The following is a 12236-nucleotide window of genomic DNA, read 5'->3' as shown; positions in this document are numbered from 1 at the left end:
ACCTTGATTCTTATTGTGCGTCTTTATCAAACGTGATTCGGGCAATCGCATCATGTTGGTGAATCGTTTCTTCGTTCCGGCATTCGACGAAGAACGACGCGATTGGATCCATTTCGTAAAGGTCGGCAGCAATCAAACGCACCATATCTTCAACGAAACGTGGGTTTTCATACGCCATTTCAGTGACGCGTTTTTCATCCGGACGTTTGAGGACAGGATGAAGTGGTGCTGAAGCATTCGATTCTGCTGCGTCGAGGAGTTCCTGTTTCCAGTTGAACTCTTCGGCTTCGTCCCGTAACGATGCTTCCATCGTGACGTAACCCCGTTGGTTGTGGGCACTGTATTCACTGATTTCTTTTGAGCACGGGCAGAGTGTCGTGACGTTGATCGTCAGACCAACCGATAAAGTAGCTTCGTCCGTTTCCGTATTGACGCTGACAGTTTGCCAGACTTCGGCATTCATCAATCCACTGAGTCCCGTGGCTGGTGCTTTCCGCGAAAAGAACCATGGGTACCGGATTGTCAGCTGACCTTCTGCTTGTTCCATCCGCTCTGCTAAATCGCGTGCGAATTGAATGAGTGATTCATTTGTGACGACCCAACCTTCGTGATGGTACTGGTCAAGTTGCTCCGTCAAGCGGCTCATGTTGATTCCTTTACGGTCTTGCACAAGCGAAGTCGACAGTTCAAACGTCGCGATTGTAGCTTGTGTCGTCTCACCATCTTGAATGACGACGGGATGTTTGACGTTCGAGATTCCGACTGCATCCAGTGCAAACAAGAAATTTTTTGGTGTATTCTGAAGATCAATCATTTTTTCTTTTTCAGTCGGCTTTGTTCCTTTAATAGGAGGAACTGAACCAAACAACTTGTGACGCTCTTCTTTGGTTGGCAATGTAATCGGGTAGGTAGACATTCTAATCGGCCCCTTTGTCCTTTTGTAGTGGTACAAGTAGTAATAACATGACAGGAATGCTAGAGACGAGCAAGTCTGGTGATTCCGGGAATGTGTTTTCGCGACGTATCGTTGATATGAATTTTATCACGAACGCCTCTAAAAACGAAACCCGCAAGGCTCGGAAGAAACAGTTTGCTTATTTAGAGGCATAACTTGCTTGCAATCGGGCACATTATCGTATAGTATGTGTTCATGTGAACGTGTAAACTATTGTGTCCTGTGAATTTTTGATGTAATTTATATTGTAATAGGAAGGAATGAAGTAGATGGATTGGCAGTTAGTACTTCAATATGCCTGGGTTGTCCTCGTTTTAATCGCATTAGAAGGACTCCTTTCGGCAGATAACGCGCTTGTTTTAGCGGTAATGGTAAAACATTTACCCGGCGAGCAACAGAAAAAAGCTTTATTTTATGGATTGGCAGGAGCATTTGTTCTTCGATTTGCGGCATTATTCGCAATCTCATTCCTCGTCGACATTTGGCAAATCCAGGCACTTGGTGCAGCGTACTTGTTGATCATGGGACTGCGGCATATCTATAAAACCGTCAAGGCCCGGCGAATCGGTGAGAATCATGGAGCTGAAAATGAGCGCGACGCAGAACCAAAATCAGAAGAACCGGTTTCAAAAGCAGAGTTTTGGAAAACAGTCGCAAAAATTGAATTCGCTGACCTTGCGTTTGCGGTCGATTCGATTTTGGCAGCTGTCGCCTTGGCTGTTGCGCTTCCAAACTGGGGAACTGGTGAAGTCGGTGGCTTGAACACAGGTCACTTCGTCGTCATCTTAACCGGTGGATTGACGGGTGTCGTCTTGATGCGTTTTGCAGCACGTGTCTTCGTACGATTGCTCGCGGAACGTCCGGGTCTTGAAACAGCCGCTTTCGCAATCGTTGCGTGGGTCGGTGTCAAACTCGCTGTCCTTGCACTCGAACACCCGAAATACCATGCATCGATTGAAGGAACGATTTTTGAAGTGATGAAGCTTCCAGAAGGATTTGCCCACAGTACACCATGGCAGATTTTCTTCTGGACAGTCATGGTCAGTCTCGCACTTTGGGGTTGGTTCTCTTCTCCAAAAACAAAATCAAATCCAGATGCACAAAAGAAAGTCGAAAAACATCTGTAAGATCTTTGGGCTCTCCTTCACGGAGAGTCTTTTTTTGTCTAATAATCCGAAAGACCGGGTAAAAAGATGAATCAGTTCCAAGTCTTCAGTCTTTTTCTTTTAGGTAAGTCGACTTATAATAAACTTACTGAAGAAAAAGGAGATTCGTTTTTATGGATATTGGATTAATTACGCAGTATGCGACGGTTGGACTTGTCTTAATCATCTTACAAGGATTACTGTCGGCAGATAACGCCATGGTCATGGCGGTCCTCGTTCGTCCGCTACCGGATGAGCAACGAAAAAAAGCTTTATTTTATGGACTGATCGGGGCTCTCGTCTTACGTTTCATCGCAATTTTCTTTGCCTCGTATTTAGCAACGATTTGGGAATTGCAGGCACTTGGTGCGGTGTACCTCTTCTACGTCGCGTTTAAAGGAATCGTCGAGGCACGTTCCAACAAACACCAAGTTCCGGACGCGCTGGCGTCGGGAAAGGCCTCACCGAATTTTTGGTGGACCGTCGTCAAAGTCGAATTTTCCGACTTGGCATTTGCTGTTGACTCGACGCTTGCGGCAGTTGCGATGGCAACCACGTTACCGATGATCGGTGGTACGATCGGTGGTCTGAACACGGGACAATTCTGGGTCGTCTTCTTTAGCGGCATTATCGGCCTTGTCATCATGCGTTACTTTGCGAGCTGGTTTGTCGTGTTGTTACAGAAACGACCGGGAATCGAAGAAGCCGCCTTTTGGCTCGTTGCGTGGGTTGGTGTCAAGCTCGTCGTCATGACACTCGCGCACCCATCCATTCACGTCTTGCCACACGAATTTCCGGAAAGCACATTATGGCAATCCATCTTCTGGGTTGTGCTCGTCTTGATTTTGGTGTTAGGTTGGTTTAGAAGCGGTACAAAAACAGAAAAATAACAATTAGAAAAACGGACAGGATCATCATTCCTCTGTCCGTTTTTTATGAGGAGTGAGGACGATGCAAAACGGTAATTTTATTCGAATGCTGACACGGATGCAAAATGTACCACGCTGGGATGAGTACGCACCCCGTTTTCCGGATAATGCGGCGAGCCATAGTTTTCGGGTCGCCTTATTTAGTTTAATGGCGAGTTATCTCGAACAAGAAGCAACAGGCGTCAAATACGATCGTTTGTCGTTGCTCGGGAAAGCTTTGTTTCATGATATGAACGAAGTCATCACGGGACCGATTAAACACCGAACAAAAAAAGAACCGACGCTTCACGCTCATATCCAAGCGATGGAACAACAAGCGAGTGAGAAACTCGTCGCCTTGCTGTCCAAATCGTTACAACCCGATTTTACGAGCTATTTAGTGTTTGCTGAAGATGAATCGACAGAAGGACGGATGGTCGAAGCAATCGATACGTTTGATGCGATGTTGTTTGCAAAACGAGAAGCAGAAATGACGGGATCCGCCTTTTTTACGGCCAAAACGACGGAACTGAAAATCGTTTTATTGGATCATCCGTTGTCCGCGATTCGGACATTGACCGAGTCCGTCTTTGCAGGGGATTTGATGTCCCGCTTCATTGATAATATCTTAATGATGGACACGATTCGCCGTTGGAAAGGACGGTTCAATACGATTGATGACAATGATGCGACGCATGCATTTCGTGCTGCATCGCTCGGATTGTTCAACGGATTGATTGAGTCCAAAAAATACGGTGTCGAAATCAATACGGCAGAAGTCGTCTCACGTCTGCTCTGTCATGACTTGGTCGAAGGGACGACAGGAGACGTCCTTGGTCCCGTCAAACATGCGACGCCCGTTACAGCGGCGGCTTTTGAGGCTTATGAGCGAACAGAAGGCGAGGCTTTAATTAATCTGTTGCCGTCTTCCATGCGACAAGAATTCCATCGGTTCGTTGTCGAGGCAAAAGATGAGACGTACGAAGGACAGATGGTCGATGTCGTCGATAAGCTTGATGCGTTGATCAAGATGAACATGGAACGAAAACTGAACGGAGTCGAATATGAGACAGGGTACCGAGCACAATTAAAGAAAGTCCAGACGGTCTACGAAAATCCATCGGTCGTCTTTTTCCTGGCCTATGTCTTGCATGACTTGGATTACGTAACATCCTAAAAGGAGGGAAATCATGACGAATACCTCACTGATTCAAACGAAACGACTGACATTCATCCTGATTTTAGGATCACTGGCAGCGCTTGGACCACTTTCGATCGATATGTATTTACCGGCATTTCCCGATATGTCCCGTTCCTTTGGTGCGAGTGCATCGTCGATCCAACTGAGTTTGACAGCCTGTATGCTCGGAATGGCTCTCGGACAAATCATCGTCGGACCGCTCAGTGATGTCCGCGGTCGAAAACGTCCGTTATTGCTGGCATTATTCGCTTACCTGCTCGCGTCACTCGCTTGTGCCTTTGCGCCGACGATTGAGGTGTTGATTGCCCTGCGGTTCGCTCAGGGGGCGGCTGGAGCGTCCGGTATCGTCATCTCACGAGCGATTGTCCGTGATTTATTTGAAGGTCCGGAATTGACGAAGTTTTTTGCGGCCCTGTCACTGGTCAACGGAACGGCACCCATTCTCGCGCCGATCATCGGAGGACAGATTTTACGGTTTGGCGACTGGCGGGTTGTGTTTTATCTCCTTGCGATCTTAAGTACGCTGATGCTGATCGCGGTGGCCTTCCGTTTACCGGAAACACTTCCGGTCCATCACCGCGTCGAGGGGAATTTAAAAACGACGTTCCAAACATTCGGGCGGTTGTTATCGGACCGGACGTTCATCGGGTATGCCTTCGCTCAAGCCTTTGCGATGGGCGCGATGTTCGCGTATATTTCCGGTTCTCCGTTCGTCTTACAAAATATTTACGGGGCGACTCCACAACAATTCAGTTTTTTGTTTGGTCTAAACGGGATTGGGATCATCATCGCAGCACAAACTGCGGGACGACTTGCAGGTCGCGTCGACAGTGAAAAGATGATGCGCATTGCCTTGACCGTCGTAGCGTTAGCAGGCATTTGTCTATTCCTTGCCTTGACCTTATCGAGTTCGCTTGTTCTTGTCATGATTCCGTTGTTCTTCGTCGTCTCGAGTGTCGGTATGATTTCGACACTTGGTTTTACCTTGGCGATGCAAAATTATGGTTCGACGGCAGGAAGTGCTTCGGCGTTACTCGGTCTGTTGCCGATGCTTGTCGGGTCACTCGTCTCACCACTCGTCGGGGTGATGGGCGAAGACTCGGCCTTACCGATGGGATTAATCATCATGACGCTTGATTGTTTGGCTTTACTTGTCTATACCTTATTGATTGTTCGGAAAAAAGCATAAGACTTTTTGACGGTTAAAGAATCGTACCGCACCAAGTCAATCTCATCTCGTTCAACAGGAATCACTCGCTTCACGCGACCTCTACAGGAAAAAAGCGCAAGTTAATCTGCGCTGTCAGAGACAAACAAGACCCGTTTTCTTGCCTGAACCAGGCAGAAAAACTCGCTTGTGTCTTGCCTGAAGAAAGTGCGTGAACAAAGAGTGATTCCTTTTTTGCGTCAGCCTCTTTTTTGTGGATGCTGCTTTTAGATTCCAGAAAAAAGTCAAAAAAATTCAGGGGATTTTGAAACTATTCCCAAAAATAAACCGTAAATAAAGATGAGCTCAGCACAGAAGAGAGGAGCAGTCGGATGAAAAAACGATCTCTTTCGGATACACGGCCGGTATCTGAACCAAAGAATCAACGGACACTGGAAAGTTTGTTGGCGCGTCATTACGCGGCACAAAAAAAGTATGCCCGCAGGCGCCAGGAAGCAGACAGTCCACGGGAAAAGGAATTAGCTGATTTATTATATGAAGAAAATCGACATGCGTATCTTCAAGCCTATCGTCAACTATACGGATCGAATCCGTTTATCGAGGTGACAGAAGATGGACGTTAGTACCCTTTATCTGTATGCGCTGGCCGCCGCTGCTTGCGGTGTCTTATTATCCGTCATTTTTTCCGATTTGATTCCGGGCATCGATCAAATCTTTCATCCGACGTTAATCTTGTCCTTTATCATTTTGACATCCGCCTTTGGATTCGGACTGGAACATCTGACGTCACTTGGTTCGCTCGTTATTTTGCTGATCAGTGCCGGCATCAGTCTCCTTTTGACGTCTTTACTGCATTTATTCATTTTTGTACCGCTTGCCAAAGCAGAGCAATCAATCAGTTTTTCAGAACAGACCCTCGAAGGCCGCAGTGCCATCGTCATCATCCCGATTCCGGAGGCAGGCTACGGTGAAATTCTCGTCGACGATGTTTCGGGGCGAATCGCTAAATCAGCCGTTCTTTTTGAAGGTCCCGCTTTAGCACAAGGCACAAAAGTCATCATCGTTGAAATCAAACAAGGCGTGGCCCATGTCATGACCTATCCCACTCAATGGAAAGAGGAGATGTTTTCGTGAATCCGATCATTATCGTTGCTATCATTGCCGGGGCGCTGATCTTAGCGCTGATTGCCTTATTCGTAACGAAATACCGCACAGTTGGACCGGAAGAAGCCTTAATCGTGTCCGGAAGTTATCTCGGGAATAGTCCGACCGTCAACACCGATGAGTCGGGGAACCGGGTCAAAATCATTCGTGGGGGTGGAGCATTCATCTTACCTGTCTTTCAACAGGCTTCACCGATCAGTTTACTGTCGAGCAAGTTAGAGGTAACGACACCGGAAGTCTACACGGAACAAGGTGTTCCGGTCATGGCGGACGGAACAGCAATCATTAAAATCGGAAGCTCGATTTCAGAAATCGCGACGGCGGCCGAACAATTTCTCGGTAAATCAAAGGAAGACCGGGAAGGGGAAGCCCGTGAAGTCCTCGAAGGTCACTTGCGTTCGATCCTCGGTTCGATGACGGTCGAAGAGATTTATAAGAACCGGGATAAATTCTCGCAAGAAGTCCAACGTGTCGCTTCACAGGACTTAGCGAAGATGGGACTTGTCATCGTATCGTTTACGATCAAAGATGTCCGCGATAAAAACGGTTATTTGGAATCACTCGGGAAACCGCGGATTGCCCAAGTTCGCCGGGATGCTGATATTGCAACAGCTGATGCAGAAAAAGAAACACGGATCAAACGGGCGGAAGCATCAAAAGATGCCAAAAAAGCCGAACTGGAACGGGCGACGGAAATTGCAGAAGCGGAAAAAGAAAATCAGCTAAAAATGGCCGATTACCGCCGCGAGCAAGACATCGCGAAGGCGAAAGCCGACCAAGCATATGATCTTGAAAATGCCCGTGCGCAACAGGAAGTCACGGAACAACAAATGCAGATCAAAATCATCGAACGCCAAAAACAAATTGAGCTCGAAGAACGTGAGATTCTCCGCCGCGAGAAACAATATGATGCCGAAGTCAAAAAACGGGCGGATGCCGATCGCTACTCGATTGAACAGGCGGCCCAAGCCGACCGGGCAAAACAGTACGCAGAAGCGGACGCGACGAAATACCGGATCGAGGCATCTGCGAAAGCCGACGCCGAACGGATTCGTCTCGATGGTCTAGCCAAAGCGGAAGCCGAGCGGGCGCAAGGGGAGACGGAAGCAGATATCATCCGCCTGAAGGGTCTCGCGGAAGCCGAAGCAAAAGAAAAAATCGCCCAAGCCTTCGAACAGTTTGGACAAGCGGCGATTCTCGACATGGTCATCCGGATGATGCCAGAATATGCGAAACAAGTCGCAGCACCACTCGGCAACATCGACAAGATCACGGTCGTCGATACGGGAAGCGGCGAAGGCGGTGGAGCGAACCGGGTGACCGGCTACGCAACCGATTTGATGGCATCGTTGCAGGAAACACTCAAAGCGTCATCCGGAATCGACGTCAAAGACTTGATTGAGAATTTCTCGGGCAAAGGAACGGTGAAACCGTTGACGGTCAACTTGAATCAAGGTGAACCGGTTGTGTCAGGCAAATCTGAATGAAATCAAACATGATTTTAACGGATGTCGAAAAAAATCTTTTTTAATAAAACAGCTAAAAAAATCCGAATGCTCCCATCCCTCTGTCTAAAAGAAGAGGTGGGGACATTCGGATTTTTTTAATGCGAATCAGACTTATAGATCATAGCCGATGACGAGTAATCCCGGTCCAGTATGTGAACCGATAGCTGCTCCGGCAATCGTGATCAGGACTTCACTTGGTGCAAAGTGTTCTTCGATTAAGTGTTTCAACTGTTCTGCCCGTTCGATCGAATCGCCGTGACCGATGATGATACGGTGTCCGTCGATTGACGGGCGTGCTTCTTCCATCCACTCGACGATACGGTTCATGACTTTTTTCTGACCACGGATTTTTTCTTTTGGAATCAGCTTACCGTCCTCGACTGTCAACAGCGGAAGGATTGACAACAAACCACCGATGAAGGCACTCGCTCGCGAGACACGACCGCCGCGCATCAAGTATTCAAGCGATTCGACGGTAAAGAGATGACGGACGGTATTGATCTTTTGTTCGGCATACGTTTTTGTTTCTTCAAACGTGTGGCCCTCTGCAAATGCAGCGACGTCTAACACGAACAGGCCTTGACCGGTCGAAGCCGTTTTCGTATCGATGATCGCATATGGAACATCCGGATACGTTTCAGCAAGTTCTTCCGCAAGCATCGTCGCCGTTTGATACGTACCGGACAACTCACTTGAAAAAGCAAGGTAGATAAACGGTTCCCCTTGTTTAAAGTGCGCCGTGAAGACCTCGACCATCCGTGACACCTCGACTTGAAACGTCTTCGGGGCCGCACCTTCCCGCATTTTAGCGTAGAGTTCGACCGGCGAAATCGATTCGCCGTCAAAATACGTATCTTCTCCGATCAACACGCCAAACGGCATGACGGTGAAGCCAGCGGCGTCGAGTAATTCCTTTGGTGCGTCCGCACCGCTATCTGTAATAAAACGTACCATGTTCGTTCTCTCCTTTATCCACCTAGGACTTTTTCATTTCGATCTAACATCCGACCCAGGTTTACACCGAAGCGTTCATTCTCGACTTCGCTTAAGACGGACGGTGTTAATGTCGCATCAAGTGCCATTAAGGACCGATAGACACGTAACAGGCAGGCTTCGACTGTTAACGGGCGCTGCAGTAATTCTTCGAGGGAAGCCATCGTCTCCGGCACAACGGTCGGATACACGAATTTTGTTGCTTCTCCTTGTAAGGCGGCAGCATAAAAATCACGGACGAGTCGTGCGCGTTCGCTTCCGCTTCCATTGACGCAGAGATAAATTTGGACAGCGACGCCTCCGCGGACACGTCGTTGTGAAATCCCGGCAAATTTTTTCCCGGCAATCGATAAGTCATACGATCCGGGACAATACGAACCAACCACTTCTCCGGCAACGATTGCATCCGTCTCTTCTCTAAACATATGGCGGACAAGTGCAAGCATCGCTTCGTAGCCACTGTCGATGTCAATTCCACCACGTTCCGGAAGAACAAGTGAGATGTTCAGGACACCGGCATCAAGAACGACGGCAAGACCACCGGAGTTACGAATGACCGGCTGGAAACCGTGTGCGTGTAAGACCTCAATCCCTTGATCGAGATGAGGCAGACGCGCATCTTGGATTCCGAGGACAACCGTTTCATGGTGCACCCAAGAGCGGATCGCTGCACCTTCTGTTGCGACAGAGGCGCATAATGTATCGTCCATCGCAAACGATTGTGTGGCATGAAAGGCGCTTCCGAGTGACGTTTGATCAAAAATACGATAATGTTCTTGTTTTAAGAGTTCGATTCCCATAGACCCGTTCCTTTTTTTCTGGATTTGCGACATCATTATAGCATAAGGGGATGTAAACTTTCTGTAAGAAGCAAGTGAAGGGACAGGAACAGACCATTTAAAACCGAAATATAACGAGAGAGAACGAATGACCAAAGGAGAGAAAACATGTATCAGTCACTGGGACAACTAAAAGAAACAAAAGTATTCAAGGATCCCGTTCACCGCTACATCTATGTCAGCGATCAATTAATCTGGCAGTTGATTGGAACAAAGGAATTTCAACGTTTGCGCCGGATCAAACAACTGGGGACATCATTTTTAACCTTCCATGGAGCTGAGCATACACGTTTTCATCATTCGTTAGGGGTGTATGAGATTACCCGTCAGCTGATCGATGTCTTTAACGGGCGGGCGGACTGGGATGATCAGTACCGTGAATTGACGCTCGTCGCAGCACTTCTTCACGACGTTGGACATGGTCCGTTTTCGCATGCATTTGAAAATGTCTTTGGTGTTGACCATGAAGAGTGGACGGAACGAATCATTCTTGGGGATACGGAAATTAAACAGGTCCTTGATCAAGTCGGGGAAGGATTTGCGGAAGAAGTCGCCTCGATCATCAACAAGACACACCCGAATCAATTGCTCGTGACGATGATCAGTTCCCAGCTTGATGTTGACCGGATGGATTATTTGTTGCGGGATGCCCACTTCGCCGGTGTCAGTTACGGAAAGTTTGATCTCGAGCGGATGCTGCGTGTCCTGCGTCCGGCACCGAACCAGATGGTCGTCAAACAGTCGGGCATGCATTCGATCGAGGATTACATCATGCGACGGTATCAGATGTACTGGCAGGTGTATCTCCATCCAGTCACCCGGTCGAGTGATTACTTGCTCAAAGCAATCCTCGAACGGGCCAAAGAACTGTATACAAGCGACTACAGGTTTGCGATTGATCCGGTACATTTAAGTCCACTCTTCACACAACAGATGTTACTGAAAAACTATTTGGCGCTCGACGAGACGATTGTTTACTTCTATTTCCAACAATGGGCGGAAGAAGAAGACATGGTGCTGAGTGACCTGGCCCGTCGCTTCGTTGATCGGAAACTGTTTAAATATGTCGATTATCCGGCAGAAAAACGGACACGTGTCCATGAAAAACTCTGCCTGTTATTTGAAAAGATTGGTCTTGATCCGACGTATTATTTACTAGAAGACAAGCTCAGTCGTCTGCCGTATGACTTGTATGGGGACAATGGCGAAATCAGTAAACAGCCGATCATGCTTCAGATGAAAAATGGACAAATGAAAGAAATTTCACAAGTCTCTCCACTCGTTCAAGCCATTGCCAATTCACGTCAAACGGATGAAAAGTTATTTTACCCGCAAGAAATCCTGCATGATTTACGCGAATTCGCGAATGAAAAGATGCAAATTGATCAGTTGTTGCTCGGAGAAGATCCATCATGAAGGACGTCATCGCACGAATTTTAAAGCGGGTCGGGTTAGAAGCGGAAACGGTAGAACCACTAAAGGGAGCAACGTCCTCGTCTGTGTTTCGGGCAGGGGGAAGTGTCTTTCGGATTCATACGAATACTAGATGGCTCAAGCAGGAACCAGACCTCGTCGCGCACGAGGTTTTTGCGTTACAGGCAACGGGAATGCTTGGCCCGGATGCCGAGAATTATCAACTGACGTGGGAGGATGATCTCCCACCATGGATTCAGATGACCTATCTGCCAGGTACAGTACGACTGGAACCGTTAGATGCAGAGTATCTCAGAGGACTGGCCAAGACGTTGATTGCGATTCATCAATTACCGGTTCCGAAGACACACTACCGGTATGCACCATATACGACCGTAAGAACCATTCCTTCCTGGACAACCCAAAAAGACGTATGGCAACGAGCCGTATCGGAACAACCGGCGGCGAGTCAGCAAATCCGGTTCATCCACCGCGACTTCCATCCTGTTAATGTGTTATACGATTCAAGCGAACAGTATAACGTAGTGGGCTGGATCAATGCCTGTGTCGGACCGATTGAAGCGGACGTCGCGCATTGTCGATTAAATTTAGCTTTACTTGAATCGATTGAAATTGCCGATCAATTTTTAGCTGAATATATCAAGTTAAGCGGATTTTCGTATGATCGAAAATGGGATTTGACGGCTATTTTTGATATGGGACCGGAACACCTCGATGTTTATCCCGGTTGGAAAGCATATGGGAAGGCGAACATTAGTCAGGCCAATGTTCGGGAACGGATGGAAAACATTGTATTGAAAGTTTATGAAAATGACGAAAGCGGTTACTAAATGAACTTTACCCCTTGCAGTTCTTCCGAATGTTGATTATTCTAGTACTTGGGGAAGAGATTGAACGTCAGACCTCGTACTTATGTACAAC

At 47.7% G+C, this 12236-nt stretch carries 12 protein-coding genes; 9 read left to right on the top strand and 3 right to left on the bottom strand.

The window, feature by feature from the left end:
• Positions 1-10 precede the first annotated feature (10 nt).
• The gene (gene folE2, locus BLD48_RS09310; protein ID WP_014969252.1) at positions 11-916 is read right to left on the bottom strand and encodes a GTP cyclohydrolase FolE2; all 906 of its coding nucleotides are present in this window, start codon (positions 914-916) and stop codon (positions 11-13) included.
• 308 nt (positions 917-1224) lie between these two features.
• On the opposite strand from folE2, the gene BLD48_RS09305 reads away from it, so the two are divergent.
• The 7 genes from BLD48_RS09305 (at position 1225) to BLD48_RS09275 (ending at position 8028) form a co-directional block, all read left to right on the top strand.
• Entirely contained in the window at positions 1225-2082 is an 858-nt protein-coding gene (locus BLD48_RS09305; RefSeq protein WP_071499972.1) for a TerC family protein, read from the top strand.
• Between the two features lie 152 nt (positions 2083-2234).
• Positions 2235-2990, top strand: coding sequence for a TerC family protein (locus BLD48_RS09300; protein WP_071499971.1), 756 nt, complete (start codon positions 2235-2237; stop codon positions 2988-2990).
• A gap of 61 nt (positions 2991-3051) precedes the next feature.
• Positions 3052-4185 (top strand): YfbR-like 5'-deoxynucleotidase, encoded by a 1134-nt coding sequence (locus BLD48_RS09295; RefSeq protein WP_071499970.1) that lies wholly within the window; start codon positions 3052-3054, stop codon positions 4183-4185.
• Between the two features lie 13 nt (positions 4186-4198).
• Positions 4199-5398: a Bcr/CflA family multidrug efflux MFS transporter gene (locus BLD48_RS09290; protein ID WP_071499969.1), complete on the top strand. Its 1200-nt coding sequence runs from the start codon at positions 4199-4201 to the stop codon at positions 5396-5398.
• Positions 5399-5748: 350 nt separating this feature from the next.
• Positions 5749-6000: a hypothetical protein gene (locus tag BLD48_RS09285; protein WP_071499968.1), complete on the top strand. Its 252-nt coding sequence runs from the start codon at positions 5749-5751 to the stop codon at positions 5998-6000.
• Complete coding sequence (locus tag BLD48_RS09280) at positions 5990-6511, top strand: NfeD family membrane protein (RefSeq protein WP_071499967.1); 522 nt, start codon at positions 5990-5992, stop codon at positions 6509-6511. Before BLD48_RS09285 ends, BLD48_RS09280 begins: the two co-directional genes overlap by 11 nt.
• On the top strand, positions 6487-8028 hold the full coding sequence (locus tag BLD48_RS09275; RefSeq protein ID WP_071499966.1) for a flotillin lipid rafts scaffold protein FloT: 1542 nt from the start codon (positions 6487-6489) through the stop codon (positions 8026-8028). The genes BLD48_RS09280 and BLD48_RS09275 overlap by 25 nt, the downstream gene beginning before the upstream one ends.
• Before the next feature lie 132 nt (positions 8029-8160).
• Here BLD48_RS09275 and BLD48_RS09270 read toward each other — a convergent pair whose 3' ends face one another.
• Positions 8161-9003: a DegV family protein gene (locus BLD48_RS09270; protein ID WP_071499965.1), complete on the bottom strand. Its 843-nt coding sequence runs from the start codon at positions 9001-9003 to the stop codon at positions 8161-8163.
• 14 nt (positions 9004-9017) lie between these two features.
• On the bottom strand, positions 9018-9842 hold the full coding sequence (gene lipL / locus BLD48_RS09265; protein WP_071499964.1) for an octanoyl-[GcvH]:protein N-octanoyltransferase: 825 nt from the start codon (positions 9840-9842) through the stop codon (positions 9018-9020).
• Positions 9843-9989: 147 nt separating this feature from the next.
• Between lipL and BLD48_RS09260 the strand changes: the two genes are divergently transcribed.
• Together BLD48_RS09260 and BLD48_RS09255 are read left to right on the top strand one after the other, a co-directional pair.
• Positions 9990-11297, top strand: coding sequence for an HD domain-containing protein (locus tag BLD48_RS09260; RefSeq protein ID WP_071499963.1), 1308 nt, complete (start codon positions 9990-9992; stop codon positions 11295-11297).
• Complete coding sequence (locus BLD48_RS09255) at positions 11294-12145, top strand: phosphotransferase family protein (protein WP_071499962.1); 852 nt, start codon at positions 11294-11296, stop codon at positions 12143-12145. Before BLD48_RS09260 ends, BLD48_RS09255 begins: the two co-directional genes overlap by 4 nt.
• Positions 12146-12236: the final 91 nt, after the last annotated feature.

It is taken from the genome of Exiguobacterium sp. KRL4, assembly GCF_001870785.1.
Classification (GTDB): domain Bacteria; phylum Bacillota; class Bacilli; order Exiguobacteriales; family Exiguobacteriaceae; genus Exiguobacterium_A.
This window is presented reverse-complemented; position numbering and strand designations above follow the sequence as displayed.

Coding starts and splice junctions, on each gene's coding strand:
- folE2 (WP_014969252.1), bottom strand. CDS start 916: ATGTCTACCTACCCGATTACATTGCCAACCAAAGAAGAGCGTCACAAG.
- BLD48_RS09305 (WP_071499972.1), top strand. CDS start 1,225: ATGGATTGGCAGTTAGTACTTCAATATGCCTGGGTTGTCCTCGTTTTA.
- BLD48_RS09300 (WP_071499971.1), top strand. CDS start 2,235: ATGGATATTGGATTAATTACGCAGTATGCGACGGTTGGACTTGTCTTA.
- BLD48_RS09295 (WP_071499970.1), top strand. CDS start 3,052: ATGCAAAACGGTAATTTTATTCGAATGCTGACACGGATGCAAAATGTA.
- BLD48_RS09290 (WP_071499969.1), top strand. CDS start 4,199: ATGACGAATACCTCACTGATTCAAACGAAACGACTGACATTCATCCTG.
- BLD48_RS09285 (WP_071499968.1), top strand. CDS start 5,749: ATGAAAAAACGATCTCTTTCGGATACACGGCCGGTATCTGAACCAAAG.
- BLD48_RS09280 (WP_071499967.1), top strand. CDS start 5,990: ATGGACGTTAGTACCCTTTATCTGTATGCGCTGGCCGCCGCTGCTTGC.
- BLD48_RS09275 (WP_071499966.1), top strand. CDS start 6,487: ATGGAAAGAGGAGATGTTTTCGTGAATCCGATCATTATCGTTGCTATC.
- BLD48_RS09270 (WP_071499965.1), bottom strand. CDS start 9,003: ATGGTACGTTTTATTACAGATAGCGGTGCGGACGCACCAAAGGAATTA.
- lipL (WP_071499964.1), bottom strand. CDS start 9,842: ATGGGAATCGAACTCTTAAAACAAGAACATTATCGTATTTTTGATCAA.
- BLD48_RS09260 (WP_071499963.1), top strand. CDS start 9,990: ATGTATCAGTCACTGGGACAACTAAAAGAAACAAAAGTATTCAAGGAT.
- BLD48_RS09255 (WP_071499962.1), top strand. CDS start 11,294: ATGAAGGACGTCATCGCACGAATTTTAAAGCGGGTCGGGTTAGAAGCG.